The organism is Labilithrix sp., from assembly GCA_019637155.1.
GTDB lineage: Bacteria > Myxococcota_A > Polyangia > Polyangiales > Polyangiaceae > Labilithrix.
Map to the genome: position 1 here is coordinate 334,610 of JAHBWE010000003.1, position 26,253 is coordinate 360,862.

26 protein-coding genes are annotated in these 26,253 nt (G+C 70.1%); 11 read left to right on the forward strand and 15 right to left on the reverse strand.

The window, feature by feature from the left end; all coding sequences use genetic code 11:
* The first annotated feature begins 48 nt into the window (after positions 1-48).
* On the forward strand, positions 49-972 hold the full coding sequence (locus tag KF837_07775; GenBank protein MBX3227195.1) for an SH3 domain-containing protein: 924 nt from the start codon (positions 49-51) through the stop codon (positions 970-972).
* Positions 973-990: 18 nt separating this feature from the next.
* Here the strand turns inward: KF837_07775 and KF837_07780 are convergent, their stop codons facing one another.
* Positions 991-1,305, reverse strand: a complete 315-nt coding sequence (locus tag KF837_07780) for a hypothetical protein (protein ID MBX3227196.1) — start codon at positions 1,303-1,305, stop codon at positions 991-993.
* A 1,771-nt stretch (positions 1,306-3,076) separates the two neighbouring features.
* Between KF837_07780 and KF837_07785 the strand changes: the two genes are divergently transcribed.
* Together KF837_07785 and KF837_07790 are read left to right on the forward strand one after the other, a co-directional pair.
* Positions 3,077-3,391, forward strand: a complete 315-nt coding sequence (locus tag KF837_07785; protein MBX3227197.1) for a hypothetical protein — start codon at positions 3,077-3,079, stop codon at positions 3,389-3,391.
* Positions 3,388-4,185, forward strand: coding sequence for a TatD family hydrolase (locus tag KF837_07790; protein MBX3227198.1), 798 nt, complete (start codon positions 3,388-3,390; stop codon positions 4,183-4,185). Before KF837_07785 ends, KF837_07790 begins: the two co-directional genes overlap by 4 nt.
* A gap of 39 nt (positions 4,186-4,224) precedes the next feature.
* On the opposite strand, the gene KF837_07795 is transcribed toward KF837_07790, so the two are convergent.
* Together KF837_07795 and KF837_07800 are read right to left on the reverse strand one after the other, a co-directional pair.
* Entirely contained in the window at positions 4,225-5,295 is a 1,071-nt protein-coding gene (locus tag KF837_07795) for an RluA family pseudouridine synthase (protein MBX3227199.1), read from the reverse strand.
* A gap of 1 nt (position 5,296) precedes the next feature.
* Positions 5,297-5,560 carry a hypothetical protein gene (locus tag KF837_07800; protein MBX3227200.1) on the reverse strand — a complete coding sequence of 88 codons (264 nt, stop codon included), beginning with the start codon at positions 5,558-5,560 and terminating at the stop codon, positions 5,297-5,299.
* Between the two features lie 66 nt (positions 5,561-5,626).
* Here KF837_07800 and KF837_07805 point away from each other — a divergent pair, with 66 nt between their 5' ends.
* Positions 5,627-7,483: a fatty acyl-AMP ligase gene (locus tag KF837_07805; GenBank protein ID MBX3227201.1), complete on the forward strand. Its 1,857-nt coding sequence runs from the start codon at positions 5,627-5,629 to the stop codon at positions 7,481-7,483.
* On the opposite strand, the gene KF837_07810 is transcribed toward KF837_07805, so the two are convergent.
* Positions 7,484-8,164, reverse strand: a complete 681-nt coding sequence (locus tag KF837_07810) for a hypothetical protein (GenBank protein MBX3227202.1) — start codon at positions 8,162-8,164, stop codon at positions 7,484-7,486. It abuts the gene before it with no gap.
* 98 nt (positions 8,165-8,262) lie between these two features.
* Between KF837_07810 and KF837_07815 the strand changes: the two genes are divergently transcribed.
* From KF837_07815 to KF837_07840, 6 genes are all read left to right on the forward strand, one after another.
* Positions 8,263-8,643, forward strand: coding sequence for a transcriptional repressor (locus KF837_07815; GenBank protein ID MBX3227203.1), 381 nt, complete (start codon positions 8,263-8,265; stop codon positions 8,641-8,643).
* A 24-nt stretch (positions 8,644-8,667) separates the two neighbouring features.
* On the forward strand, positions 8,668-9,087 hold the full coding sequence (locus tag KF837_07820; protein MBX3227204.1) for a rubrerythrin family protein: 420 nt from the start codon (positions 8,668-8,670) through the stop codon (positions 9,085-9,087).
* Positions 9,088-9,214: 127 nt separating this feature from the next.
* Positions 9,215-10,564 carry a 4Fe-4S dicluster domain-containing protein gene (locus KF837_07825; protein MBX3227205.1) on the forward strand — a complete coding sequence of 450 codons (1,350 nt, stop codon included), beginning with the start codon at positions 9,215-9,217 and terminating at the stop codon, positions 10,562-10,564.
* The gene (locus tag KF837_07830) at positions 10,561-11,163 is read left to right on the forward strand and encodes a DUF3501 family protein (protein ID MBX3227206.1); all 603 of its coding nucleotides are present in this window, start codon (positions 10,561-10,563) and stop codon (positions 11,161-11,163) included. Before KF837_07825 ends, KF837_07830 begins: the two co-directional genes overlap by 4 nt.
* Positions 11,164-11,168: 5 nt before the next feature.
* On the forward strand, positions 11,169-11,582 hold the full coding sequence (locus KF837_07835; protein ID MBX3227207.1) for an acyl-CoA thioesterase: 414 nt from the start codon (positions 11,169-11,171) through the stop codon (positions 11,580-11,582).
* Positions 11,579-14,077: a protein kinase gene (locus KF837_07840; protein ID MBX3227208.1), complete on the forward strand. Its 2,499-nt coding sequence runs from the start codon at positions 11,579-11,581 to the stop codon at positions 14,075-14,077. The genes KF837_07835 and KF837_07840 overlap by 4 nt, the downstream gene beginning before the upstream one ends.
* An 11-nt stretch (positions 14,078-14,088) precedes the next feature.
* Here the strand turns inward: KF837_07840 and KF837_07845 are convergent, their stop codons facing one another.
* Genes KF837_07845 through mazG form a run of 7 tightly spaced genes read right to left on the reverse strand, consistent with a single transcriptional unit; the run spans position 14,089 to position 21,119 of the window.
* Positions 14,089-16,089 (reverse strand): response regulator, encoded by a 2,001-nt coding sequence (locus KF837_07845; protein MBX3227209.1) that lies wholly within the window; start codon positions 16,087-16,089, stop codon positions 14,089-14,091.
* Between the two features lie 54 nt (positions 16,090-16,143).
* Positions 16,144-17,100 carry a prolipoprotein diacylglyceryl transferase gene (locus KF837_07850; GenBank protein MBX3227210.1) on the reverse strand — a complete coding sequence of 319 codons (957 nt, stop codon included), beginning with the start codon at positions 17,098-17,100 and terminating at the stop codon, positions 16,144-16,146.
* Complete coding sequence (locus KF837_07855) at positions 17,097-18,080, reverse strand: hypothetical protein (GenBank protein MBX3227211.1); 984 nt, start codon at positions 18,078-18,080, stop codon at positions 17,097-17,099. Before KF837_07855 ends, KF837_07850 begins: the two co-directional genes overlap by 4 nt.
* Positions 18,077-18,487 carry a hypothetical protein gene (locus KF837_07860; GenBank protein ID MBX3227212.1) on the reverse strand — a complete coding sequence of 137 codons (411 nt, stop codon included), beginning with the start codon at positions 18,485-18,487 and terminating at the stop codon, positions 18,077-18,079. Before KF837_07860 ends, KF837_07855 begins: the two co-directional genes overlap by 4 nt.
* Complete coding sequence (locus KF837_07865) at positions 18,484-19,092, reverse strand: hypothetical protein (GenBank protein MBX3227213.1); 609 nt, start codon at positions 19,090-19,092, stop codon at positions 18,484-18,486. Before KF837_07865 ends, KF837_07860 begins: the two co-directional genes overlap by 4 nt.
* Entirely contained in the window at positions 19,092-20,255 is a 1,164-nt protein-coding gene (gene rlmN / locus KF837_07870) for a 23S rRNA (adenine(2503)-C(2))-methyltransferase RlmN (GenBank protein ID MBX3227214.1), read from the reverse strand. Before rlmN ends, KF837_07865 begins: the two co-directional genes overlap by 1 nt.
* A 15-nt stretch (positions 20,256-20,270) precedes the next feature.
* Entirely contained in the window at positions 20,271-21,119 is an 849-nt protein-coding gene (gene mazG, locus KF837_07875) for a nucleoside triphosphate pyrophosphohydrolase (protein ID MBX3227215.1), read from the reverse strand.
* An 86-nt stretch (positions 21,120-21,205) separates the two neighbouring features.
* Between mazG and KF837_07880 the strand changes: the two genes are divergently transcribed.
* Positions 21,206-22,396, forward strand: a complete 1,191-nt coding sequence (locus KF837_07880) for an AI-2E family transporter (protein MBX3227216.1) — start codon at positions 21,206-21,208, stop codon at positions 22,394-22,396.
* A gap of 26 nt (positions 22,397-22,422) precedes the next feature.
* Here the strand turns inward: KF837_07880 and KF837_07885 are convergent, their stop codons facing one another.
* From KF837_07885 to KF837_07900, 4 genes are all read right to left on the reverse strand, one after another.
* Positions 22,423-23,403, reverse strand: coding sequence for an asparaginase (locus tag KF837_07885; GenBank protein MBX3227217.1), 981 nt, complete (start codon positions 23,401-23,403; stop codon positions 22,423-22,425).
* Positions 23,404-23,405: 2 nt separating this feature from the next.
* Entirely contained in the window at positions 23,406-24,017 is a 612-nt protein-coding gene (locus KF837_07890; protein MBX3227218.1) for a polysaccharide export protein, read from the reverse strand.
* Positions 24,018-24,067: 50 nt separating this feature from the next.
* Positions 24,068-25,519 (reverse strand): hypothetical protein, encoded by a 1,452-nt coding sequence (locus KF837_07895; GenBank protein MBX3227219.1) that lies wholly within the window; start codon positions 25,517-25,519, stop codon positions 24,068-24,070.
* Positions 25,520-25,650: 131 nt separating this feature from the next.
* A complete protein-coding gene (locus KF837_07900; GenBank protein ID MBX3227220.1) occupies positions 25,651-26,082 on the reverse strand; it encodes a hypothetical protein in 432 nt (143 codons plus the stop codon).
* Positions 26,083-26,253 lie beyond the last annotated feature (171 nt).

A 26,253-nucleotide genomic window follows, 5' to 3' on the forward strand; every position in this document is an offset into this window, starting at 1 on the left:
TGAAATTACGTTCTGTCGGCCTGGCATCCTACCTGCACCTACCTCGGCATGCGGCTGGGTCTCTTCCTCCTCGTTTGCGCGGCGCTCGGCGCGTGTGCGGTCGCGCCTGAGGACGAGGCGGGCGTGAGCGACGCCGCCCTCGGTGCCTGCTCGAAGGCGCAGGCGACGAGCGCCTTGAACCTGCGTGCGACGCCGGGGCCGCTCGGCTCGTTGATCAAGACGATGCCGGCGGGGACGGCGGTCGACGTCCTCGAGATCGTCGAAGCGGGCGAGGCGCAGGGTTGGGCGCGCGTCCGTGCGGGCGCGGACGAGGGCTGGGCGAAGGCGACGTACCTCGAGTGCGCGGAGGAGCGGCCGGTGCTCCACGCCGTGCACGTCGACGCCGACGTCGCGATCGACGGCGCGGTCGAGCCGGCCTGGGGCGCCGCGCCGCCGGCGACCTTCGACACCGACTGGTCGGGCAAGACGACGGCGACGAAGACGACCGTACGCGCGCTCTGGTCGGAGCATGCACTCTACATGCTGTTCGTGCTCGAGGGCGCGGGCTTCCACGTGGACAGGTCGCGCCCGATCTCGGTCGAGCGCGACAAGCTCTACGAGGAGGACTGCGTCGAGGTCTTCCTCGCGCCCGATCCGGCGCAGCGGAAGAAGTACTACGAGATCGAGCTCGGGCCGTACGGGCACTGGTTCGATCTCGCGATCGATCGCGACCGCGGCACGAGCGACGTCCGCTGGTCGAGCGGCGCGCAGATCGCGACCCACCCCGTCCCCGAGGCGAAGGTCGCGATCATCGAGGTCGCGCTCCGCAGCCCCGACGTCGTGCGCGCGCTGAAGCGCGGCGCCTCCCTTCCGATGAACATGTTCCGGATGGAGGGGAAGAGCCCGCGCCAGTACCTCGCCTGGAGCCCGACGAAGACGCCGCGACCGAACTTCCACGTGCCCGAGGCCTTCGGCACGTTGGTCCTCGAGTAGCTCACGGCTACGGCTGCTCTACTGCTGCTCGTCCGTCGGCAGCGCGCACTCGTCGATGCTCGGGGCGGCGCTGCCGGACTCGGCGGGCGCGTTCGAGTCGTTCGGGCCCTCGCTCCTCGGCGTGCCGTCGCCGGGGATGCCGGTCGTCGGCCCGCCGCTCTCACCGCGCGGCGCGTTGGTCGGCTCCGCGGGCACGGTCGTGTTCTGGTCGTGACGCAGGGGGCACGTCGGCGCGGTCGACTGCGACGTGGCGACGTCCGCGTCGTCTCCCACCCCCGCGGCGCATCCCACAATCGCGAGCACGAGGCTCAACCCAAACGCGCGGCTCGACATCGTCTCCTCCGCACCAACACCGTTGCATCCCGCGCGCCACTTTGGCGGCCACGCGCAACCGCCGCGAAACCACGCCTCGACCGCGCCGCGCGACCCCAAAAGCCCAAGCAGCCAAGCGCCCTGAGACGAGCGCATCCGCCACACACGTTGCACGCCTCACGCGTCGACTCGTATCAGCAACTCGACCGAGCCGGTCCATGCACGCCACTGCATGGTGCTGGAGCCACCCCCGCAAGGTCGAGCCATCCGAGCTCGAGCCAACTGCGGTGGTCGCATCGTCGTGTGGTTGCGCTGCACCAACCGCGCTATCGAGCTCGAGCCGGCTCGCCTGGTTGCGCGAACCTGCGCAATCGCACCGGCGGCAAATCCGCGGTCGCGCACGGGGCGCCATCCGCGGGGCGAGCCGCGGGGGCGAGCCGCGGGGGTAATCCGCGGGCAGGGAGCCAATACGCGGAGACAATCGCGGGGCGAGCCAATACGCGAGGGCAAAGCCAATCCGCGTGAGCGAGCCAATACGCATGGGCAAGCCAATCCGCGTGCGCGTGGCGCACCTATCCGCGGGCACACCAATACGCGGCGGCGCACCCAATCCACGGGGGCGCGCCAATCCACGGGGGCGCACCAATCCACGGGGGCGAGCCAATCCACGGGGGCGCACCAATCCACGGGGGCGCGCCAATCCACGGGGGTGCGCCAATACGCGGGGGCGAGCCAACCGCGGGGCGCGCCGATCCGCCAGGCGCGTGTCGTGCTTGCGTGCGGGGCGTAAGTGCGTTGGCTGAGCGTCGTGGTGGTGCTGCTTCGTGCGGCGGTGCGATCGACGTCGGATTCGCGACCCGTTGACAACCTGAGCTGCGTGCCCATGTTGGCGTCCGCATGACGTTCCCCACGCAAGAGAAGGTGCTCGGCTAGAAGGCTCGTTGCCCCTCTTTCCTTCGTCAGCGTGTTGCTGCGCCGGGTGCTCGGCGGCCCCCAGGGCTGCGCCGAGTCCCCCCTCGTCCCGACGCACACGAACCGGAGCCCCGCGCAAACGCGAGCCCCGTGGCTCACGCACGCCACGCGCGCAGTTCGCCTTGCCGCGCTCCTTCACGCCGTGCGGGAGCTTCGCGTCTCCGCGGTCCTTCACGTTGCGTGGTCGCATCTCCTCTCCGCGTGGACGCTTCGCGGCTCCGCGCTCCTTCACGTCGCGCGGGGGCTTCGCGTCGCCGCGCTCCTTCACGTTGCGCGGGGGCTTCGCGGCTCCGCGCTCCTTCACGTCGCGCGGGCACATCGCGGCTCCGCGCTCCTTCACGTTGCGCGGGGGCTTCGCCTCGCCGCGCTCCTTCACGTCGCGCGGGGGCTTTGCGTCGCCGTGCTGGCGTTCTTGCGGGGTAGTAGGAGCGGTTTCCTACGCCGGGATAGCCTCCCGGAGAGGCTCGTTCGACTCGAGCCCCCGCACCCGAGCTCGCGTGTGCGTGCACCGCCGGCGGCGCGCGGCCCGCCGTGCCCGCGCGACGGCGCGCGGGTTCTCCACAAGTTTCCCACCGCAAAGTGGGAAAAACGTCGGACCGTTCGGATCCGAACAATCGGACCCCGTCCGACTGCGCACGGGTTGCCGACGGGCTGTGCACACGGCGCGTGGCCGGCGAGCGCCGCGGGACGCCGCACCTCCCGTGCACGCGCGTCGGCGGCTCGGTGCCCATCCCTATCCCCATCCCTCAGGACTTCACGATTCGTGGCGCCGGTTGGGCGTCGCGACGTCGCGGCCTTCGCGCCGCCATAGGAGACTCTCATGCTCGATCAGACTCGAATTCGTCACGACATTGCTCAATTGAATGCAGACTGCATACATCTCAAGAAGCTGCTGCGCGCCACGTGGACGCGGCCCATGGCCGATGAGCAGCGGCGGCAGGCTCGCGTGCGCCGGAAGCTCACCGAGCTCTTCGTCGTCCTCGCGGCGGCGCGCGGGCGGCTCCATGTCGTGCGCCCGCCTCGCGACGTCGACCCCACGACCTGGGACGCCGCCGCGTATCATCGACGCGTGAGCGAACGCCTCGCCGCCGAATACGCCGCCGCGGTCGCGACGCCCACGGAGGTGCGCACGTGAGCGGGCTCTTCGACATCGCCGGGAACCTCACCAACAAAGCGTTCCGCGAGGACCTTCCCGCCGTCCTCGATCGCGCCGCCGCGGCCGGCGTGCGCGGGATCGTCGTCGCCGGCGTCAGCACGAGCACGTCGCGGCGCGGCTGGCAGATGGCGGCCGACGAGCGACGGCCCGGCCTCACGCTCGTCGCGACCTCCGGCATCCACCCGCATCACGCGTCGGACGCCTCGCGCGAGGCGCTCGCCGAGATCGCCGAGCTCGCGCGCAAGGAACGCGTCGTCGCGGTCGGTGAGTGCGGGCTGGACTACAACCGCAACTTCTCGCCGCCGGAGGCGCAGCGACGCGCGTTCGAGGCGCAGCTCGAGATCGCGGCCGAGCTCGGGAAGCCCGTCTACCTCCACGAGCGCGACGCGCACGAGGACTTCACGCGCATCCTCGAGCGCTGGCGACCGAAGCTCGCCGCCGGCGTCGTGCACTGCTTCACCGGGACGCGCGCGATCCTCGAACGCTACCTCGCGCTCGACCTCCACATCGGCATCACCGGGTGGATCTGCGACGAGCGACGCGGCCGCCACCTCGAAGACCTCGCGAAGCTCGTCCCGCGCGGTCGCCTCATGGTCGAGACCGATTGCCCCTACATCCTGCCGCGCGACATGAAGCCGAAGCCCTCCTCCGGCCGCAACGAGCCCGCCTTCGTCGCCCACGTCGCGCGCGCGGTCGCGCGTCATCGCGGCGAGACCTTCGAGGACCTCGCCGCGCATACGACAGAGACCGCGCGCGCGCTGTTCCGCTGCTGAGCGCGGCGCGCGGGGAGGAACGGCGGCGCGCGGGCGGCGTCAGGGGATCGCGCGCAACATCTCGAGCGCGAGCTGGAAGTCGGCGGGGGGGTCCGACTCGAAGCGCATCGTCTTGCCCGTCATCGGGTGGACGAAGCCGAGCACGCGCGCGTGGAGGGCCGGACGATCGATCGCCGCCGCCGCCGTCTTGAGCGCCTCGCTCTTCGGCGGCTTCCCGTAGAGCGCGTCGCCGAGGATCGGCGTGCCGTGGTCGGCGAGGTGCACCCGGATCTGATGCGTGCGCCCCGTCTCGAGGCGGCAGGACACGTACGTCGCGTGCTTGCCGAAGCGCTCGAGCGGCTTCACGTGCGTCACCGCGCGCTTGCCCGTCTTCACCTTCGAAGAGAAACGCAGCCGGTCCTTCGGATGACGCCCGTGCAGCGTCGAGAACGTCTTCGCCGTGAGCGCCCCCACCACCAGCGCGACGTACTCGCGCTCGATCGAGTGCTCCGCGAACTGCTCCTTCAGGCGCTCGCGCGCGCGCGGGTGGCGCGCCACCACCATCAGGCCGCTCGTCCCCTTGTCGAGGCGATGCACGATGCCGGGGCGGTTCTTGTCGAGGTCCGAGGGCGTCCCGTCGGGGAGGATCACCTCGACCTTCGGCGCGACGGCGGTGACGGCGGTGACCGGGACCGCGCGGAACGAGATGCTCGGGCGGCCGTTGACCTCGTCCTCGTCGTCGGGCTCGTCGAAGAGGCCGCGCGCGAGGAGCCCGTTCACGAGCGTCCCCGTCTCGTGGCCCTTCGCCGGATGCACGACGAGGCCCGCCGGCTTGTCGATGACGATGAGCGCGTCGTCGATGTGGACGACGTCGAACTGCACGCTCGCGTCCGCGAGCGCCTCGCTCTTCGGCGCGGGCTCGGGCTCCACCACGATGCGCGCCCCCTCGCGCAGCTTCTCCGACGCCTTCTTGATCGCGCCGTCGACGCTGACGCTGCCGTTCTCGATCCAGCGCTGGAGCTCCGTCCGCGACGGCCCGTCCTCCATCGCCGACAGCGTCGAGGCGAGGAACCGGTCCAGGCGGCTCCCGTCCGCTTCCCGCGGGACCACCAGGACGATCGGGTCGGTCACGTCACCAGATCTTCGACTTGATGTGGCCCTTGGCCTTGATGAGGATGTCGACGAGCGCGCGGTCGTAATAGTTCTTCGGGTAGAGTTCGGGGGCGACGCGGCGCTTGTAGAGCGCGCGCCCCTCCTCGATCTCCTCCGCGAGCGTCTCGAAGAGGTTGTCGTTCGTGATGCCGTTCACGATCTTCTCCTCGTTGTAGAGGGAGAGATCGCTCGCGATCGCGCGCGCGAGACGGCGGGCAGCTTCTTCGGTCTCGATGAGCGGCATCACGAACAGTATCGCGGCCAGAGACCACCGCTGTCAAAGTCGATATATACAGTCCCGGACCTCTTCATGGCTTCCGACTCCCCCACCCTCGCAGCGGCGATCGAAGACGCGGCCAAGGCCGACCCGACGGTGGGCTTTCGCTTCGTCTCCGACGACGGCGTCCCCGGGTTCGGCGGCAAGGCGACGAGCGAGGCCTCCTTCTCGTACACCGCGCTCGAGCGCGCAAGCGCCCGCTACGGCGGGGCGCTCCAGGCGCTGGGCCTCAAGAAGGGCGACCGCGTCGTCCTCATCTGCCCCGCGAACGAGGACTTCATCCTCTGCTTCTTCGGCGCCGTGCGCGCCGGCATCATCCCGGTCCCGATCTACCCGCCGCTCGGCCTCGGCCAGCTCCAGGGCTACCTCGACAACACGCGCCACATCGTCGCCAAGAGCGGCGCGCGCGCGATCGTCACCACCGCCCAGATCAAGCGCCTCCTCGGCACCGTCCAGGCCGCGTCGCCGTCCCTCGAGCAGGTCGTCGCGGTGGAGGCGATCCGCGAGTCGCTCGAGGTGCTCAAGCCGGTGAAGATCGAGCCGAGCGACGTCGCGTTCCTCCAGTACACGAGCGGCTCCACCTCGCGACCGAAGGGCGTCACCCTCTCGCACGCGAACCTGATGGCGAACGTCCGCTGCATCATGCAAGAAGGCCTGAAGGTGAGGCCGGGCGACGTGGGCGTCTCGTGGCTGCCGCTCTACCACGACATGGGGCTCATCGGCTTCGTGCTCTCCCCCGTCGTGCAGATGGTGCCGGTCGTGTTCCTCCCGCCGCTATTGTTCCTCAAGCGGCCGATCGCGTGGTTCCAGGCGATGACGCGGCACAAGGGCACCATCGCCTACGCCCCGAACTTCGCGTTCGCCCTCTGCGTGAAGCGGATCAAGGACAAGGAGCTCGAAGGGATCGACCTCTCGTCGTGGCGCGTCGCCGGCTGCGGCGCGGAGCCGATCCGCCCCGAGACGCTCGAGGCCTTCGTCGACCGCTTCGCGAAGGTCGGCTTCGACAAGAACGCGCTCCTCCCTTCGTACGGGATGGCGGAGTCGTCGCTCGCGATCTCGTTCACCGAGATGGGCGAGGGCATGAAGACGATCTCCGTCGACGGCGACGTGCTGTGGGCGGAGAACACGATGAAGCTCGTCGCCGAGGACCACGCGCACGCGGTGCGCCTCGTCTCGTGCGGCCCGAAGTTCGAGCACCACGACGTCGCGGCGTTCCCGCCCGACGACGCGACGAGCGAGGCCGCGCTCCCCGAGGGCAAGGTCGGCGAGCTCCGCATCAAAGGCCCCTCCGTCATGAGCGGCTACTGGGAGGACGCGGAGCGCACGAAGGAGGCGTTCGCGGGCGGCTGGCTCCGGACCGGCGATCTCGGCTTCCTCCACGAAGGCCACGTCTTCATCTGCGGGCGCTCGAAGGAGGTCATCATCGTCAACGGGCGCAACTACTACCCGCAGGATCTCGAGTGGGAGGCGAGCCACGCCGAGGGCGTACGCAAGGGCAACGTCGTCGCGTTCGGCGCGCGCGACAACGTCGAGCGCGATCGCGAGCGCGTCGTCGTCGCGTTCGAGTGCCAGGACGTCCCCTCCACCGCCGAGTCGAAGGACCTCGCGCGGGAGAAGGCGCACGTCGTCCAGGCCGTACGCAAGGCGGTGCAGGACGGCCTCGCGCTCACGCTCGACGACGTGGTGCCGCTCGCGCCCGGCGTCCTCCCGAAGACGTCGAGCGGCAAGCTGCAGCGCGCGAAGACGCGCGAGCTCTACGAGAGCGGCGAGCTCACGTCGCGCAAGGCGCCGCGCGCGGCGGACAAGGTGAACGTCATCAAGGAAGCGGCGAAGAGCCAGCTCTCGTACTTCAAGCTCGCCGTCCTCGGCGGGCGCAAGACGAAGGACTGATCACTCGAGCGGCGCGAGGTACATCAGCGCGCTGCACGCGTAGGTGTAGTCCGTCGTCTGGCTCGGGTAGGGATCCGGCGTTCCGCCGCGCGGCGCGTCGGCCGCGCGGAGGTAGAGGTCCCCGCATCCTCCTTCGTGGATGCGGTTCTGGAGCGGCCCGGAGAGCGGCGTCATCCCGAGCCACACGCGCTGCTTCACCACCACGTCGAGCGGGCGATCCAGCCGCGCGCTGTTCCAGCCCTTCACCGGCGCCGCGATCTCCGCGCGCGCGAGGAGCGCCTGCGGCGTCCCGGACGGCCTCGGCGCGTACACGCCGAGCGTGATCGACGACGGTGGGGTCTCGAGGTAGACCCAGATGCACTCCGCGCGCCCCGCCGCGACCGCCTCGTAGCCGAACGTGTCGATGACCGAAGCCGGGATGTCGTCGACGATCGAGCCCGCGAGCACGTCGTGACCGACGAGGAGGCGATCCGAGCAGCGCGTCGCCGCGTCGATCGCCGGCACGTCGACCTCGGCGTCCGCGTCCTCCGGCGCCGAGGCGTCCGCGACGACGTCGGATCCCGCGTCCTCGATCTCCGGCGGCGCCGCGTCCGGCGAGCCCGGCGCGACGAACCCGTCGAGATCCGTCATCAACGAGCACGCCGCGAGCGGCACGACGACGAACGCGACGAGACGGCGCACTCTCCTGAGCTTAACACCCGGGACGGAGGCGGGTTGCAGTTTGGAATCATTCTTACTAAGGTAGGCGTCCAAGTTCGATGATGCGCACGGCCGACTCGATGCTCGACGAGCTGAAGCGCGCGGGGCTCAAGCTCACCCCGCAGCGGATGGCGATCGTCCGCGCGCTCGCGACGGACACGTCGCATCCGACCGCGCAGGAGCTCTACGAGCGGCTCGTCCCGTCCTTCCCGACGATGAGCTTCGCGACCGTCTACAACACGCTCGACGCGCTCGAGAAGCTCGGCCTCGTCGGCATGCTGCGCCTCGGCACCGCGGTGCGGTTCGATCCGAACACGAGCTCGCATCACCACGCGGTCTGCGACGGCTGCGGGAAGGTCGTCGACCTCCCCGCCCCCGCGCCTCCGCCGAAGAGCGTCGCGGGCTTCGCGATCCGCGCCGAAGAACGTACCTACCGCGGCCTGTGCCGCCGTTGCAGTTAGAGACGAGAGAACAGGAGAAGAGCCATGTCGAAGCTCAATGGGACGAAGACGCACCAGAACCTGAAGGATGCCTTCGCGGGCGAGTCGCAGGCGAACCGCCGCTATCTCTACTTCGCACAGGTCGCGGACATCGAGGGCCTCCCCGAGATCGCCGGCAACTTCAAGGAGACCGCGGACGGCGAGACCGGCCACGCGCACGGCCACCTCAAGTACCTCGCGCAGGTCGGCGACCCGGCGACGGGCCTCCCGATCGGCAACACGGAGAAGAACCTCAAGGCCTCGATCGCGGGCGAGACCCACGAGTACGAGACGATGTACCCGGGCATGGCGAAGGCCGCGCGCGAAGAGGGCTTCGACGACATCGCGGAGTGGTTCGAGACGCTCGCGAAGGCCGAGAAGAGCCACGCGGGCCGCTTCCAGAAGATGCTCGACACACTCAAGTAGCTTTTCAACGCAGGGGCTTCGCCCCTGCACCCCGCTCGCGCGATGCAGAAAAACGTAAGAACGTTTTTCTGCCGCGCGCTCGCGTCGACGCGGGGACGTGCCCGCGCATTTGCTCTCAACGCAGCTCATGAAGATCAACCCCAAGCCTGTCGCCCCGCCGGCGTTCGATCCGCGCTCCGAGCGCTACTGGGACGAGCGTGACCTCGAGGGCGAGCTCGGGCGCGTCTTCGAGATCTGTCACTCCTGCCGGATGTGCGTGAATTTCTGCGGGAGCTTCCCGGATCTGTTCGCGCGCGTCGATCGCGACATCGAGACGAAGGGCGCGGACGGCGCCGAGCTCCTCGACGCGACGGACTTCGCGTCCGTGGTCGACCTCTGCTGGCAGTGCAAGATGTGTTACATCGAGTGCCCCTACACGCCGGACCAGGGGCACGAGTGGCTCGTCGACTTCCCTCGCCTCGCGATGCGCGAGAAGGCGCAGCGGGCGAAGCGGAACGGTGTCTCGCTCCAGGACCGCGCTCTCGGCGAGCCGGGCAAGCTCGGCGCGATGATGAGCGGCGCGCTCTCGCCGCTCACGAACCTCGTCAGCGAGCAGCAGCTCCTCCGCAAGGTGCAGGAGAAGGTCCTCGGCATCTCGGCCGAGTTCCCGCTGCCGGAGTTCGCGCCGCAGTCCTTCGAGTCCTGGCTCAAGAAGCACGAGCCGCTGCCGGAGGCGGGCAAGAGCGGGAAGGTCGCGCTCTTCGCGACGTGCACCGGCGACTACAACTACCCGCGCATCGCCGCTGCGAGCGTGCGCATCCTCGAGAAGAACGGCTTCGAGGTCGTCCGTCCCGAGCAGGAGTGCTGCGGGATCCCGAACCTCGACGGCGGCGACATCGAAGGCGCGACCGCGAAGGCGCGCTTCAACGTCGACAAGCTCCTCCCCCTCGTGGAGGACGGGATGCTCGTCGTCGTGCCGGGGCCGACGTGCTCTTACACGATGAAGAAGGAGTGGCCCGAGCTCCTCGGCACGCCGGAGGCGAAGAAGGTCGCCGCCGCGACGGTCGACGTGATGGAGCTGATGGAGCGCCTCCGCCGCGAGAAGACGCTCGTGAAGGAGTTCACGACCTCGCTCGGCAAGGTCGCGTACCACGCCGCGTGCCACCTCCGCGCGCAGAAGATCGGCACGCCCGGCGCGCGCATCCTCGGCCTCGCGCCCGACACCGAGGTCGACGTGGTCGAGAAATGCTCCGCCGTCGACGGGACGTGGGGGATGAAGGCGCAGTACTACGAGCTGGGGAGGAAGTACGCGCAGAAGCTGAAGCGCGGGATCGAGAACGTGGAGCCCGCGCTCGTCGTCACCGATTGCCCGCTCTCCGCGCTCCGCATCCAGAAGGAGAACGATCGCGTCGCGCTCCACCCGGCCGAGGCGCTCGCGCGCGCCTACGGCATCGAACCGGAGGCGAGCCTACAGCGCGTGAAGGGAGCGGAGTCATGAAGCAAGTGGAGCGGGCCGAGGTCATGGGGATGGCGGACTACGAGACGATCCGCGATCGCTTCCGCGCGCGCGTCATCCAGGAGAAGAAGGGCCGCCGCGTCTTCCTCGGCGACCGCGCGTCGTGCGTGTTCGAGAACCACGACACGGTGCTGCTCCAGATCCAGGAGATGCTCCGGACCGAGCGCATCACGCGCGAGGCGTCGATCCAGCACGAGATCGACACCTACAACGAGCTCATCCCGAAGGAGCACGAGCTCTCGGCGACGATCCTGATCGAGATCGAGGACAAGGCGACGCGCGACGCGTTCCTCTCCGCGGCGGTCGGCCTCGAGAAGACGTTCTCGCTCGTCGTCGACGGCCACGCGTGCCCGGGCAAGGTCGATCCTTCGCGCGAGGACGCGACGCGCACGACCGCGGTCCACTACGTCAAGTTCGACCTCGCCGCCGAGGCGGAGCGCCGCCTCCGCGACGTGCTCGCGAAGAAGGTGAGCGCGAGCGACGTCGTCATGGAGCTCGCGTCCTCCCACCCGGAGTACCGCGTCGCGGCGCGCCTTCCTGCCGCGCTCGTCGCGAGCCTCGCCGAAGACCTCGCGCCGTGAGCGTCGTGTACGAGCGCGCGGTCCGCTTCGAGGAGGTCGACGCGGCCGGGATCGCGTTCTTCGCGCGCTTCTTCAACTGGTGCCACGAGGCGATGGAGCGCTTCTTCGACGGGATCCCGAAGGGCTACGTCCACCTGATCCTCGGGCGGCGCATCGGCTTCCCCGCCGTTCACCTCACCGCCGACTGGAAGGCGCCGCTCCGCTACGGCGACGTGGCGCGGATCGAGACCGCGGTCGTGAAGGTCGGCACCACCTCGGCGGTCTTTCGCTACACCCTGACGCGCGTGTCGGACGGCGTCCTCTGCGCCACCATCGAGCACACCACCGTCTCGACCGACCTCGACACGATGACGAAGCGGCCGCTGCCGGACGATTGCCGCGAGCTGCTCGAAGCGCATTTGATACGTTCGGAGGAATGAGCCGCGACGCGACGCGCACGATCGTCGAGGGGGCGCCGGCGCGCTCCTCCGACGAGGACGAGCTCGCGGTCGAGTCCACCCTCGCGGACGCAAGAGCGCCGGCGGTGGATCCCGAGTTCGAGTCGACGCTCTCCGACGCGAAGGCGCCGGCGGTCACCGAGCTCGAGCCCACGATCGAGTCGCTCCCGCGCGAGGTCCGTCCGCCGCCGATGTCGGCCGCGCCCGAGACCGTGATCTTCGGCGGGCGCTACCAGGTGAAGGGCGTCCTCGGCGGCGGGGCGATGGGCACGGTGTACCGCGCGCTCGATCGCGCGCTCGACGAGCCGGTCGCGCTGAAGCTCTTGAAGCGTGAGCTCGCGGTGTCGCCCGAGCTCGTGGAGCGCTTCCGGCGCGAGGTGAAGCTCTCGCGCCGGGTCACCCATCGCAACGTCGCGCGCGTGTTCGACATCGGCGCGCACGGGCAGCAGCCGTTCCTGACGATGGAGCTCGTCGACGGCATCTCGCTCGCGGAGATCCTCGCCCGGCGCGGCGCGCTCCCGCCGCGCGAGGTCCACTCGATCGCGCTCGACCTCTGCGCCGGGCTCGGCGCCGCGCACGACGCCGGCGTCGTGCATCGCGATCTCAAGCCGGAGAACGTGCTCGTCGAGACGGGCGGGCGCGTCGTCGTCACCGACTTCGGCGTCGCGTGCGCGCTGACGGAGCGCGATCTCCCGCACGGCGCGGCGGGCGCGCTCGTCGGCTCGCCCGCGTACATGGCGCCGGAGCAGGTCGAGGGCACCACCGATCCCGACGCGCGCGCCGACATCTACGCGTTCGGCGTCATGCTCTACGAGCTGTGCACCGGGAAGATGCCGTGGGAAGGCGGCAGCATCTTCGCGATCGCCGCCGCGCGCCTCGTGCGTCCCCCGCCCGACCCGCGCGCGCGCGTCCCCGATCTCCCCGCCACCCTCGCCGAGGTCGTCGTCCGCGCGATGGCGCGAAAGCGCGAGGATCGCTTCGCGAGCGTCGAGGAGATCGTGACCGCCCTCGCGCGGAGCTCCGAGCTCCCGGCCACCGTCCTCGCGCCGCCTCCGCCGCCCGACACGGCGCTGCGGCGGCCGGCGAACCGCGCCGTCGCGGTGATGCCGCTCGTGAACGGGCTCGGCGCGGAGGCGGAGTACTTCGCGCGCGGCTACGTCGCCGAGCTGCTCGGTCTCCTCGGCGCGCTGCAGAGCCTCCAGGTGCGGCAGACGCCGGCGACCGCGGGCGACGGACCGCGCGAGGTCGGCCGCTCGCTCGGCGTGCAGACGGTCGTGAGCGGCACGCTCGAGCGAACGCTCGAGGGCGTGCGCCTCACCGTGCGCCTCGTCACGGTGGAGGACGGGCTGAACCTCTGGCTCCGCCGCATCGAGGCGTCGAGCGTGCTCCAGCTCGCGCTCACCGCGCGCGCGCACGCGAACGAGATCGCGCAGATCCTCGACGCCGACGGCGACGCGCCGGCCGCGCGCGAGACGCCGGTCGATCCACGCTCCGCCGACTTCCACATGCAAGGGCGCTTCGCGTACCAGCGCGCGTGGTACGAGGCGAACGAGTCGGCGGTGCAGCTCCTCGAGACGGCGCACATCCTCGCGCCGCGCGAGCCCACGATCGCGGCGACGCTCGCGCTCGCGCTCGCCCGCGAGTACGGCACCGGCGGCGGCGGCGAGCCCGCGGCGAACCGCGCGCGCGAGCTCGCGGAGCAGGCCCTCGCCGCCGCGCCGCAGCTCGCCGACGCGCGCGTCGCGCTCGCGGCGCTCCACGCCTACGACGGCGAAGGTGTCGCCGCGGCCGGCGAGCTGCGGCGCGCGCTCGCGGCGATGCCGGACGAGGTCGAGGCGCTCGACTGGACCGGCCGCCTCCTCGTCGAGGTCGGCGATCCCGAGCGCGGCCTCGCCTACCTCGATCGCGCGTACGCGCTCGAGCCGGCGCTCATCGTCTCGCGGCTGTCGGCCACGCTCGCGCGCGCGCTCGTCGGCGACTGGCAGCGCGTCGACCATGACTTCAGCGTCGTCCCGCCCGATCCCGCCGATCGCGTGATGCACTGGATCTACCGCGCGCGCGTCGGCATCTGGCGCGGCGAGGTCTCGCTCCCGCTCCCGGACCTCAGCACGCTCCCCGGGACCGGAGCGGCGTCGATCATGGCGATGTTCCACATCCTCATGTCGCGCCGGATCGAGCCGCACATCCGCGGCCTCGTCGAGCAGATGCTGCCGACGAGACACTCGAGCACCGTCGCCCCGCGCCGCGCGATCCTCAACGCGCAGCTCCGCGCCGAGCTCCTCGCGTACGCGGGCCTCGTCGACGAGGCCGCCGCCGCGCTCGCGGACGCCGACACGACCGGCATCTTCGACCTCGTGTGGCTCGAGCGCTGCCCCGCGATCGCGCCGCTGCGATCGCTGCCGGACTGGTCCCGCATCCACCGCAGCGTCGCGACCCGCGCCGCGCGCGTCCGCGCCGCGCTCGGCTCGAAGGTCTGAGCGAGGAGAGCCTACTCCCCGGCTAATGTCGCGGGGCCACGGTCCTTGACGCGCTCGCTCACGAGCGAGAGGAGGCTCGCGCGATCGATCGGCTTCTCGAGGGTGGGGTTCGTCACCTTCGCGAGGAACTCGCGCGCGGCCTGCGTGAACGCGCCGCCGGTGAGGAACACGACGCGCGGAGCGTGCTCCGGGAACTCGACGCAGATCCGCTCGTAGAGCTCCATCCCCGTGATCTGCGGCATCATGAGGTCGGAGAAGATGATGTCGAAGGTGCTCCCGGAGCGGAGCTTCTCGAGCGCGTCCTCCGCCCGCGTCGTCGTCACGACGTCGTGCTGGCGCGAGAGCACGCGCCGGATCGCGGCGGCGAGCATCTCTTCGTCGTCGACGACGAGCACGCGCGCGCGCCGCTCGGCCGGCGCCGCGCCCGCGGTCGTCGCCGGCCGCAGCGTGCGCCCGTCCGCCGAGCGCGCCTTCGCGGCGGGGAGCACGACGCGGAAGGTGGAGCCCTTCCCCGGCTCGCTCTCCACCTGGATGTCGCCGCCCATCTGCCCGATGATCCGCTGGCAGATCGGGAGGCCGAGGCCGGTGCCGATCCCGGGCGGCTTCGTCGTGAAGAACGGCGTGAAGAGGTTCGGGACGTCCTCCGGCCGGATGCCGGCGCCGCTGTCGGTGATCTCGACGACGGCGCGGCCCATCGCGTCCACGTCCGTCGAGATGCGGATCGTGTTGCCCTCGAGGTTGCCCTCCGGGATCGCCTGCGCCGCGTTCACGAGCAGGTTGAGGAACACCTGACCGAGGCGGCTCTCGGAGCCGTTCACGACCGGCGTCTTCTCGTACTGCTTCACGACCCGCGCGCGATGGCGGATCTCGTTGAACGCCATGCGGAGGCTCGACTCGAGCGCCTCCTTCACGTCCGCGCGATCCGCCTCGCCGTCCTCGTGTCGCGAGAAGAGCTTGAGGTCACGGACGATCTCGCGGACGCGCGCCACCGCCGCCCGCGCGTCGCGCATCGCGGTGTTGAGCTCCTTCTCGTCGCGGTTCTCCGGCGCGCGCGAGAGCATCTCGTGCGTGCTCTCGAGGTTCAGGAGCGCGGCGCCGAGCGGGTTGTTGATCTCGTGCGCGACGCCGGCGGCGAGCATGCCGACCGACGCCATGCGGTCCGAGATCATGAGCTGCTCCTGCGACGCCTTCTCCTTCGTGATGTCGTGGAAGACGCACAGCGCGCCGGTGATGGTGCCGTCGGCGCTCTTCAGCGGACGCGAGCTCACGCTGAGCCAGGCGCCCTTCGGCGCGCCGGCGTTGCGGAGGAAGACCTCGACGCGGTCGACCGCCGTCCCCGCGAGCGCGCGGCCGATCGCGTGCTCGGCGACGGGCGTGCTCCGATCCGCCTCGTAGAGGCCGTAGTGCTCCGACCACTTCGCGAGCGGCACGTCGCTCCGCGGCATCCGGAGGACGGCGTCGGCGCCCGCGCTCCACTCCTTGATCGCGCCGCTCGCGTCGACGACGACGACGCCGTCGGGCACCGACTGGAGCACGCTGCGGAGGAGACGCTCGGAGCGCTCCGTCTCCTCGCGCTGTCGCTCGAGGTCGCGCTCGGCGAGCCGCTTCTGCCGGCGCACCTCGGCCTCGCGCAGCTCGCGCTCGATCGCGGGGAGGAGCCGCGCGAAGCGGCCCTTCGTGACGAAGTCGTTCACGCCCGCCTTCAGCGCCTCGACCGCGTGCTCCTCCGCGAGCGTCCCCGACACGATGATGAACGGGATGTCGAAGCCGAGCTGGCGCGTCAGGCGGAAGGCGGCGAGGCCGTCGAAGGCCGGGAGCGACCAATCGGAGATGATGAGGTCCCACCGCGCGGTGGTGAGCGCCACCTCGAGCGCGCTCTTGCTCTCGACGTGGGCGTGCGAGCAGGCGTAGCCGCCGCGACGCAGCTCGCGAAGGAGGAGATCGAGATCGTCCGCCTCGTCCTCGATGACGACGACACGGAGTTCTGTTTTCCCGCTTTCGCCGATCTCCACCTCGACGATGATAGAGAACGCCGGCCGAAACAGCGCGGGAAAAGGGATGACGCTTTATGCCGCCTCGACCGGGACGTCGGGTGGAGGCGGCTCAGGCGCTCGGTTGTCGTAGAGGAGCTCCATCGGGTCCTCGCCCGTACGCCGTAGCTGCATGATCTTCCGCACCATCACGAGCCCGAAGAGGAACAGCGCGATGCACGCCCACTGCGCCGGCGTGATGCCGCCGTAGCGCGGGTCCGCGTTTTCCATGTCGCGTACGCGTAGGAAATCCATCGCGAATCGGACAGGGGCGTAGGCGAGGGCGACGGCGGCGATATAGGAGCCGGTGGTCAGCTTCCGGCGCCAGGTGAGCGCCAGCATGGTCGCGAGGACGACCGTGAACATCATCTCGAGGAGGCCGAGGTCGAAATGGGGGGTCGACCCATGGCGGAGCTCGATCGGCCCGAGGTGGATCGTCTTCGTCGGATCGGACGGGCCGAACGCGACCGCGAGGAGCGTGTCCGCCGTCGCCTTCATGCCCTGGTGGTCGTGCACGACCGCGCACCCGCTGCGCCCGAAGATCCACGCGACCGGGAACACGCTGAGGATCAGGTCGCAGAACGGCATGATCGGCATCGGGACGGGCCGCCTCTTGAACGACGAGATCGTGAAGAGCGGCGTGCGGAGGCGGGGCACCGCCTCGAAGTACTTCCAGAGGACGACGCCGATGAGCCCGCCGACGAACCCGCCGAACGAGGAGAGGCCTTCCCAGAGGAGGAAGATCGACCACGGCCGCTTCACGACCTCGGCGGGGTGGTAGAAGATCTGATCGAGCATGTGGCCGCCGAGGAACCCGGCGACGAGCATCCACGTGATGAACGAGTTGAGCTTGTCGAGGTCGAGGCGGCGCTGCCTCGCGCGACGCGTCGCGAGCCAAGTGCCGATGATGACGCCGGTCGCGACGAGGAGCCCGAACGGGTGGAGCGTGAGCGGCCCGATCTTCAGGTCGGGGACGTGGATGTAAGGGATCATCGAGGCTCGGATGGCTTTCTACCATGAGGTGAGCGGATCATGACGGCGTCCTTGTCTCCAGGCTTCGTCCCCGCCGTCACGACGCCCTCCCAGCCGTTGCAGGACCGATGATAGAGCTCGTCGCCACGGCGCAGATCCTCGCACGTGCCGGCGGGGAACCGGCGCTCGAGCGCGCCCTCGAGCCGGCCCAGCGCGAAGATCTGGGCCTCGGTCCGGTCCTCCGGCGCCGACGAGTCGAGCCGGACGATCTGGTCCGCTTCCGCCCAACGCACGATGAGGTCGCTTCCTTCCAGCGACGACGCGACGACGACGCCGTCCTCCTCGACGAGGCGGGTCTCGAGCGTGAGCAGGCGCGACTCACGCTCCGGGCGCGTGGGGAGGAGGAAGAAATGGTCGTCCTCGCGCGCGGCGGGGACGCCGCCCCAGGTGGCGCCGCGCGGCCCCTGCATGAGCGCGCGCAGGCTCGGCGACGCGTCGGCGCGCGGCTTGCCGTACGTGTCTTCGTCGAGGAAGACGCCGAGCGCGCCGAGGATCGCCTCCCCCACCGCGCGCCGCTGGACCGCCGCGCGCTCGAGCCGCGCGTCGTCGTTGCGAACGCGGCGCGCGAGGTCCGCGAGCTCGGCGTCCTCGATGCTCGACTCGAGCGCGATGAGGAGCGCGAGCGCGGCCTCGGCGTGCGGGCCGTCGGGGAGATCGGTGAGGTAGCGGCGCGCCGCCGCGCGCGAGGTCTGCGCCTCCTCGAAGTAGCGCTGCTCCTCCTCGTCGAAGATCGCCTTCACCTCCGCCGCCCACACGCCGTCCGGATGCCGCTCGAGGTACCGCTTCGCCCGCGCGAGCCGGATCCCGTCCGCCGCCGCGACGCGGAACGCGCGATAGTCCTCGAGGTCGTTCGGGGGCGCGGTCACGGCGCGGAGCCCGGCGCAGCCGCTCACGACGAGCACGGAGAGCGCGAGGAGGAGCTTCGCCGAACACGGTGTCATGGCGCTCCGGCGTCGACCGCGAACGGCGGGAGCGGATCGTCGGGGACGTGCTTGCAGAACTCGCACTCGCTCGGCAGCGCGGGCGCCTCGTCGGCGACGTAGGTCGCGAACGTGCCGCACGACGCGGCCTCGAGCGCGCGGAGGCACACCCGCGCGTCGTGGCTCACCGGGCGGCAGGTCTCCGGGATCGTGGTGTCGGGCGCCTTCGCCGGATCGCACGCGCGCGTGCAGCGGCCGCTCGCGATCCCGCACTCGCCGCAGCGGGCGCAGTCGAGGTCCTTGCGATCGAGCACGAACTGCTCCGCGTTCATCTCCGTGATCTCGGCGCCGCAGCCGCCGACGTCGCCCGCGGTGGGCGCCATGCAGAAGAGCGCGAGGACCCCGGCGGCGAAGACGGCGCGCCTCACGGCAGCACCTCGTAGGTGCCGATCAGACCGAGCTGCCCGCTGAGGATCGGGTATGTCGCGGTCGCGACCTCCGCCGTCCCCGTTCCGTAAATGACGTTACCGACGACTTCCGCAACTACGCCGATTCCGCCGAGAAAGAAGAACGCGCCGCCGACCGCGCCTTCGAAGCCCCACGTCACGTCCGGCGACAAGAGGACCGGGATCCCCGCGCGGCCGTACGCGGCGAGCGCGCCCTTGCGCCGCCAGAGCATGTACGAGGGCGTGAAGACGACCTGCCCCACTCCCTCCACGCCGATCGAGGTGCGGAGCGAGGGCCCGTGCTGGAAGCCGAGCGGATCGCCGAAGAGCGTCGCGGCGAGGCCGAGGTCGAGGTACGCGGGCGTCCGCGAGACCGACTCGGCGTCGCTGCCGAGCGGGGTCGAGAGGCGATACGGGTTGTTGAAGCGGAGCCCGGCGCCGCCCATCACGGTGGCGAAGACCTGCGCGTAGCCCTTCTTCGTCTCCCACCACGGCACGCGCCGCGGAGCCTCCTCCGCGCGCGCCGCGCGCTCACCGACCGATCCGAGGAGCGCCAGGACGACGGCGCCGGCGTAGAGAGGCCGCATCAGCCGCGGTCGACCCGGACCTTGGGCTTCGCGCCGAGGAGCGCGAGCTGGCCGCATGCCGCGCTCACGTCGTCGCCGCGCCGTCGCCGGATGAAGCAGGGATACCCCGCGTCGGTCACGATGCGCTGGAACGCGAGGACGCCGTCCATCGCGGTCGGTCCGAGCGTCGACGCCTCGATCGGGTTCATCGGGATCAGGTTGATCTTCACCGGCAGGCCGGCGAGGAGCTTCGTGAGCTTCCGCGCCTCCGCCGGCGCGTCGTTCTTCCCCGCGACGAGGGTGTACTCGATCGTGATGCGGCGTCGCGCCGGGAGCGGATACGCGCGGAGCGCCGCCATGAGCGCGGCGAGCGGGTACTTCTTGTTGATCGGCATGAGCCGCGTCCGCGTCTCGTCGTCGGCGGCGTGGAGCGAGATCGCGAGGCCGATCTGTCCCCCGAAATCCGCGCCGAGCCGCGCGATCTCGGGGACGAGGCCGCTCGTCGACACGGTGACCTTCCGCGGCGACAGGCCGATCCCCTCCTTGTGCGTGAGGAGCCGCAGCGCGCGCGCGGTGGCCTCGTAGTTGTGGAGCGGCTCGCCCATGCCCATGAGCACGACGTTGCGGAGCTGCTCGCGCTCGTCGAGCCGCGCGCGCCCCGCGAGCACCTGCGCGACGATCTCGTCGGCCCGCATGTGGCGCTTGAGCCCGGCGACGCCGCTCGCGCAGAACACGCACCCCATCGCGCAGCCGACCTGGGTCGAGATGCACTGCGTGACGGGGATCGACGCCTTCGGGTCGGCCTCCTCGCCATCGCGCGCGGGCTCGTCCTCGTCCTCGACCGCCGCCGCCGCGTCGGCGTCCTCTTCGCGATCGGCGGTGAGGCGCGGGATGAGCACCGTCTCGACGTTCGCGCCGTCGCCGAGCGCGACGAGGAGCTTCCGCGTGTGGTCCTGCGCGCGCCGCTCCGTCACGACGTCGAGGACGCTCGAGAGGCCCTCGCCGGTGAGCTTGGTCCGGAGCGCGGCCGGCAGATCGGTCATCTGCGCGGCGTCGGTCACGCCGCGCTGGTGGATCCACTTGAAGACCTGCTTGCCGTGGAACGATCGCTCGCCGAGGCGCGCCATCTCCGCCGTCCATTCCTCCGGCGTGCGCGCGAGGGGCGTGAGAGCGACGGCGGCCATGGTGCGGGGTGTAGTCTAGCCCGATTTTCCTTTGGCTTTCGCCTCTTCCCAGTACGCGTCGAGGACCTCGAGCGGGAGGTTCTGCCGGTGGTCGCCCCAACCGCCGTGCTCTTCCTTCACCCGCTCCTCGACGTGGTCGAAGCGCTTCGTGAACTTGTCGATCGTGCGGCGGAGCGAGCCCTCCGCGTCGACCTTCACGTGGCGCGACAGGTTGACGAGGGCGAAGAGGACGTCGCCCATCTCCTCCTCGACCGCGGCCGCGTCGCCGGCCTCGATCGCGCGGTCGAGCTCGCCGAGCTCCTCTTCGACCTTGGCGCGCGAGCCGCGCGCGTCGGGCCAGTCGAAGCCGACGCGCTGGACCTTCTCGCCGATCCGCTGCGCGCGGACGAGGGCGGGCATGCTGCGCGGCACGCCAGCGAGGATGCCGCGGTCCTTCTTCTCCGCCGCCTTCAGCTTCTCCCAGTTCTTCAGGACCTCGTCCGCGGTCTCGACGTCGAGGTCGCCGAAGACGTGCGGGTGGCGCGAGACGAGCTTCTCGACGATGCCGCCGACGACGTCGTCGAGCGCGAACGCGCGCTCGGCGCGCGCGAGCTCGGCGCAGAAGACGACCTGGAGCAAGAGGTCGCCGAGCTCTTCCTTGAGGAGCGACCGGTCCTTCGTGTCGATCGCGTCGATGACCTCGCAGGCCTCCTCGAGGATGTACTTCCGGATCGACTCGAGCGACTGCTCGCGGTCCCAAGGGCAGCCGTCGGGGGCGAGGAGCCGCCGCATCACGCCGACGAGCCGCCGCACCGTCGCCCCGTCCTGCTCGTCCAGCGCGGGCACCGGCCGCGGCTCGTCTTCGTCGAAGGTCGGAATCGCCATCGCCTCCGACCTACCACGCGGGTCTCCGCTCCTGATACGTTTTCAACGGTGAGCACGGCTAGAGCAGCCGCGAAGGAGCCGCGAGGATGAGCACGGCGGCGAAGGAGCCGGGGACGAGCTTCCGCCGGAAGATGTACTTCCTCGCGTTCGTGCTCGTGCTCGGGCTCGCGTACGTGCTGCGCGGGGTCCTGGTCCCGCTCTTCCTCGCCTTCCTCCTCGCCTACGCGCTCGATCCGTTCGTCGATCGGCTCGAGGTGCTCCGCGTCCCGCGCCCGCTCGGCGCGATCCTCGTGATGCTCGGCATCGCCGGGCTCTTCACCGTCGTCCTCATCTACGCGATCCCGCTCTTCGTCGACGAGGTCGCGGACGCGAGCACGACGCTGCCGGAGAAGATCCGGCGCCTGCAGGCGCGCATCGAGCCATGGTTCGCGCAGCAGCTGCACGTGAAGCTGCCTCACTCGGTGAACGACCTCTCGAAGGCGGCGGCGGAGCGCCTGCAAGGCGGCGCGGCGTGGGACACGGGGCGCACCGCGCTCTTCGGCACGCTCGGCTACGTCGGCGTCGCGCTCTCCGCGCTCATCGTGCCGGTGTTCGCGCTCTATCTCCTCATCGACTTCGACCGCATCGTGAACAAGGTCGAGCAGCTCATCCCGCGCCGCTGGTCGCCCGGCATCTCGAGCGTCGCGCGCGACATCCACAAGACGCTCTCCGGCTACGTGCGCGGCCAGCTCACCGCGAACGTGGTCCTCGCCGCGCTGTACGCGACGGGGCTCCGCGTGGTCGACATCCGCCTCGCGGTCCCGATCGGCGTGATGACCGGCATGCTCGCCTTCGTCCCCTACGTCGGGTTCACCGCGGGCCTCCTCTTCGCGCTCGGGATGGCGATCCTCGACTGGCAGAGCGCGGGCACCGTCGTCGGCGTCATCGCGGTCATGGGCGGCGTCCAGATCATCGACGCGATGGTGATCACGCCGCGCATCGTCGGACGCTCGGTCGGCCTCGCGCCGCTCGAGGTGATCCTCACGATGATGGCGGCCGGCTCCCTCTTCGGCTTCCTCGGCGTCCTCCTCGCAGTGCCGCTCGGCGCGGTCGCGAAGATCCTGATCCAGCGCGCGGTGCGGGCCTACCTCGCGTCGTCGTTCTACAACAAGCCGGCGGAGAGCCCGATCGAGACGGTCGGCTCCGTACGCCCGAAGCCGCCGTCGGAGCCGATCGCGGCCGTCATCCTCCCCCCCGCCCCGGCGATCGTCGTCCCGCAGCCTCAGCCGAAGCGGTAGCGGTAGCGCTCTCGCTCACGGCTCGCTCACGCGTCCGCGTCGCGCTCGCCGACGATGCTGGTCGCGAACCAGCGGCGGAGGGCGTCGCCGGTGCCGTGGCGCGCGATGCCGATCATGAGCTTCGCGACCGCGGCCTCGACCGTCATGTCCTTCGCCGAGATCGCGCCCGTCGCCGCCGCCATCGCGCCGCCCTCGTAGCGGCTCAGGTCGACGAAGCCGCGCAGGCACTGCGAGACGACGACGACGGGGACGCCCTTCGCCTGCGCGTCCTCGAGCGCGGGGAGGAGCGCGAGCGGCACGTTGCCGGTGCCGTAGCCCTCGAGGACGAGGCCGCGCACGCCGGAGCGCACCGCCGCGCGCACGAGCGTCGGGTCGAGGCCGGGGAACACGCGCACGGCGAGGACGCGCGGCTCGAGGCGGTCGTCGAACGCCGCGAGCTCTCCCGGCGGAAGCACGTGCGACGCGACCTCGACGTCGAGCCCGAGATCGACGAGCGGCGCGACGTGCGGCGACGCGAACGCATCGAAGCCCCACGCGTCCTTCTTCGTCGCCCGCACGCCGCGGAGCGCCTGGTCGCCGAACACGATCGCGACCTCGGGCACGCGCAGCGTCGCGACGAGGCTCGCGGCGACGAGGTTCTGCCGCGCGTCGGTGCGCGCGTCGACGAGCGGCTTCTGCGATCCGGTCAGCACGACGGGCTTGGGCACCGGCCCGAGCAAGAGCGCGAGCGCGCTCGCGGTGTACGCCATCGTGTCGGTGCCGTGCACGACGACGATCCCGTCGTACCTCGGCAGCGCGCCATGGACCTCACGCGCGAGCGTGATCCAATCGCCGGGCTGCACGTTGGCCGAGTCCATCGAGAAGAGCACCTTCGTCTCGACGTCCGCGACGCGCGGCAAGCTCGGTATCTCACGCACGAGGTCCGCGCCGGAGGGCCCGCCCGCGGTGCGGAGCTCCGCGGTCATCATGAGCGTGCCTCCGGTGAGGAGGACGAGGAGGCGTGGCATTCTCAGAAGAGGCGCTGATCGACCTTGATCGTGTCGCCCTGCTGGAGCTTCACATCCGCCCGCGCATTGTCGGTGATCGCATCGACGCTGACGACCGCGTTGACCGCACCGTTGGGCACCTGCCGAATGACCTGGACGTGGTTGGTATCCGCGAGCGGCGTGAACCACCCCGCCGCCGAGATCGCCTGCACGAGCGTCATCCCGTCCGCGTACGGCTGCGGCCCCTGCTTCGCGACCTGCCCGATGACCTGGATCTTCTTCGAGTTGTAGGCCTTCACCTTGACCTGCACCTGCGGCTCGACGAGGTACTTCGCCTTGATGAGGCCGTCGTGAATCGCGGTGGTGATCTGCCGCGGCTCGAGCCCCGCCGCCTTGATCGGCTCGATGTACGGGAAGAGCAGCGTCCCGTCCGCGCCGATCTCGTAGTCCTTCGGGAGCTTCTCCTCACCGACGACGACCACCTCGAGCAAGTCTCCGGGACCGACCTGTTGATTGACGACGGGCTCCGGCAACTTCGGCGGCGGCGGGTAACTCTTCACGCACGCCGGCACGAGGAGCCCGACCGCCCCAACGAGGAGCAACGTCAGCAGCTGGAGGAGCAGACGCGCGAACACGGTAACCCGGAGCGGAGGGTTAGTCGTCACACCGTGCCCGTCAAGCGCGCTCAGTAGAAATAGCGCACGCCGAGGAACGCCTGGAGCCGCCCGTAGTTCATGTCGAACACGCCCGGGGTCGTCGTACCAGGGAGGGTGCTGGCAGGCAGAAGCGTATCGCTAAACTGACGCGTGTAATCGATGGTCGTGTTCAGGCCGAACGACTGCGTGAAGCGGTACTCCGCGAAGAGCGAGCCGATGAGGCGATAGTTCGTGAATTCCCCGACGGAGGACGCAGGCGAGCCTGGGCCCACCGTCCCTGCGAAGAACACTTCAGGGTAGTTGAGCTGCTCGCCGATGGCGCGAAGCCGCACGACGACCCGACCACCAAACCAATACTCGAGCCCGGTGTAGACGCGATTGCTTCCATAGAAGTTGCCGAGAAGGCTTCGTTGGAAGTCGCGCTGAAAACCAACCTGAATGCTCGAGAGCAGGAGCGTGGCCTCGCCTGGCTGATCGGTCCCGCCCTGACCCTGACCGACGTAGAATGTCCCCTCGACCTGCGCGTTGAAGCTGTCGAACTGACGCGTCGTCACGAGCTGAGGATTCTCGAAGAACGTCGCGCTGTATCCACCCGCGACCGTCGTCCCGAACCAGTTCGTCACGAGCCCGGTGACGCCGAGACGTGAACGAAGCGGCGTCGAATTGTTCAGGAGGAACGCTGCGCGCGGCGCGTCCGGATAGCTCACGAACCCGAGGATGGCCTCGCTGAAGAGCGCCGTGCGTGGACGGAACTTCCAGCGGTCGCGAATGCTGACCTCGTGGGTTATGCTCGAGAACGGCACGCCGTTACTCTCTTCATAAAGCGAGGCTTGGAGGGCATACCCCGCACGGAGATCCAGCGTGCCTCCGCCCGGCAGAAACGTCAGATCGCCGCCGAGGCGAATGTCGTTGCGATTGAAGGCGAGGTTCGGATCAGCGAAGACCTGCGGCTGGATGATGCGCGCATAGCTCCCGAACACGCCAAACGCGACGTGACCGCCTTCGTTCACCCCGAGGCGGGCGTTGGCGTTGAGGCTGACGTTGTGCTGATTGGTATATCCCTTGCCAATGAAGAAGCGGCCAGTGCCCGAGACCCCACCCCGAAAATTGATGAAACGCGGTGTAAGCTGGGGCGGCCCCGCATCCGTCCGACGCTGAATACCGAGCGTCGAGATGTAGAACGACGGCGTGACACGAATGACCGCAGCGTCGGTCGGCGGCAAGCTCGGTGCACCGTTGACGATGTTCGGACCCGAGTTGCTCGAACGAAGGAACCAGTTCGAGTCGTAGCCCCCCTCCGCCCCGATGCCGGGATGAAGCTCCAGATCCCCCGTTCGAATGCCAGGCCCCTCCGCGAAGCGACGATCGGCGAGCCAACCTTGCGCGCTCGCGCTGCCCGACCATCCGAGGACCGTCAACGCAGCCGCGACGGAAGCTCCCCGCCACGCGTACCGCACCGACTTGGCCGAAGGATTCGTCATGTCGAAGGACGGGCCCCTGGCGCCCGTTACGGAAAGAAGAGCTACTCGGAGCTGACGTTCACGGCAACATCGAAACAGATAGTCGATCGACGCGATCCAGCTGCGACATGCAGCGCGAGGCGGCGCGGTCGCTACTGCGTACAGCTAGTGCACTGCGGCGGACCGATGACGACGGTCGGATCGGTGAGCGGTGGCGGATAGGGCGCCTCATCCGGCGGGATCTGTGGATCGATCTGCACCGTCGTCTTGGTGTCTCCGATGAACGCGGCCTCTTCACCAATGCACTGGTTCGCCTCCGCGACGAGCTGCTCGCTCCGCTGGCGAAGGACCGTGATGATCGTGAAGTTGTGATTGGAGAGCTCGACGTCGTTCCGCTTTACGGCGGCCTCGAGCTGCGAGAAGCGCTCCCTACCGGAGCGGACCGCGACGTCGATCTGCGACGTCTTGTCGTTGAGACACAAGGTCTTCACGACGTCTCGCTGCTTGCGGGCTTCGCCGAGCATCTTTCGAACGCCGTTCGCAGCCCCCTCCATGCGCTGCAGGTGCTTGTTGCCTTCCTGCATTTGCTCCGTAGGCGTCAGCGTCGTCTTGCGGGAAAATGGGACATCACCCGCGCGGCCTTGATCGCCACGCGGCGCATCGCCCCCTCCTCCTGGCTGCGCGGCCGCCGGTCCCGTAGCGAGCGCCACGAGAACGGCTGCGAGCGACCACTTGACGACGGAGGAGATGCGCAT

Excerpts from the sequence above, each read along its gene's own strand:
- KF837_07775 (MBX3227195.1), top strand. The coding sequence starts at position 49 with ATGCGGCTGGGTCTCTTCCTCCTCGTTTGCGCGGCGCTCGGCGCGTGT.
- KF837_07780 (MBX3227196.1), bottom strand. The coding sequence starts at position 1,305 with ATGTCGAGCCGCGCGTTTGGGTTGAGCCTCGTGCTCGCGATTGTGGGA.
- KF837_07785 (MBX3227197.1), top strand. The coding sequence starts at position 3,077 with ATGCTCGATCAGACTCGAATTCGTCACGACATTGCTCAATTGAATGCA.
- KF837_07800 (MBX3227200.1), bottom strand. The coding sequence starts at position 5,560 with ATGCCGCTCATCGAGACCGAAGAAGCTGCCCGCCGTCTCGCGCGCGCG.
- KF837_07805 (MBX3227201.1), top strand. The coding sequence starts at position 5,627 with ATGGCTTCCGACTCCCCCACCCTCGCAGCGGCGATCGAAGACGCGGCC.
- KF837_07815 (MBX3227203.1), top strand. The coding sequence starts at position 8,263 with ATGCTCGACGAGCTGAAGCGCGCGGGGCTCAAGCTCACCCCGCAGCGG.
- KF837_07820 (MBX3227204.1), top strand. The coding sequence starts at position 8,668 with ATGTCGAAGCTCAATGGGACGAAGACGCACCAGAACCTGAAGGATGCC.
- KF837_07825 (MBX3227205.1), top strand. The coding sequence starts at position 9,215 with ATGAAGATCAACCCCAAGCCTGTCGCCCCGCCGGCGTTCGATCCGCGC.
- KF837_07830 (MBX3227206.1), top strand. The coding sequence starts at position 10,561 with ATGAAGCAAGTGGAGCGGGCCGAGGTCATGGGGATGGCGGACTACGAG.
- KF837_07840 (MBX3227208.1), top strand. The coding sequence starts at position 11,579 with ATGAGCCGCGACGCGACGCGCACGATCGTCGAGGGGGCGCCGGCGCGC.
- KF837_07850 (MBX3227210.1), bottom strand. The coding sequence starts at position 17,100 with ATGATCCCTTACATCCACGTCCCCGACCTGAAGATCGGGCCGCTCACG.
- KF837_07855 (MBX3227211.1), bottom strand. The coding sequence starts at position 18,080 with ATGACACCGTGTTCGGCGAAGCTCCTCCTCGCGCTCTCCGTGCTCGTC.
- KF837_07865 (MBX3227213.1), bottom strand. The coding sequence starts at position 19,092 with ATGCGGCCTCTCTACGCCGGCGCCGTCGTCCTGGCGCTCCTCGGATCG.
- rlmN (MBX3227214.1), bottom strand. The coding sequence starts at position 20,255 with ATGGCCGCCGTCGCTCTCACGCCCCTCGCGCGCACGCCGGAGGAATGG.
- mazG (MBX3227215.1), bottom strand. The coding sequence starts at position 21,119 with ATGGCGATTCCGACCTTCGACGAAGACGAGCCGCGGCCGGTGCCCGCG.
- KF837_07880 (MBX3227216.1), top strand. The coding sequence starts at position 21,206 with ATGAGCACGGCGGCGAAGGAGCCGGGGACGAGCTTCCGCCGGAAGATG.
- KF837_07885 (MBX3227217.1), bottom strand. The coding sequence starts at position 23,403 with ATGCCACGCCTCCTCGTCCTCCTCACCGGAGGCACGCTCATGATGACC.
- KF837_07895 (MBX3227219.1), bottom strand. The coding sequence starts at position 25,519 with ATGACGAATCCTTCGGCCAAGTCGGTGCGGTACGCGTGGCGGGGAGCT.
- KF837_07900 (MBX3227220.1), bottom strand. The coding sequence starts at position 26,082 with ATGCAGGAAGGCAACAAGCACCTGCAGCGCATGGAGGGGGCTGCGAAC.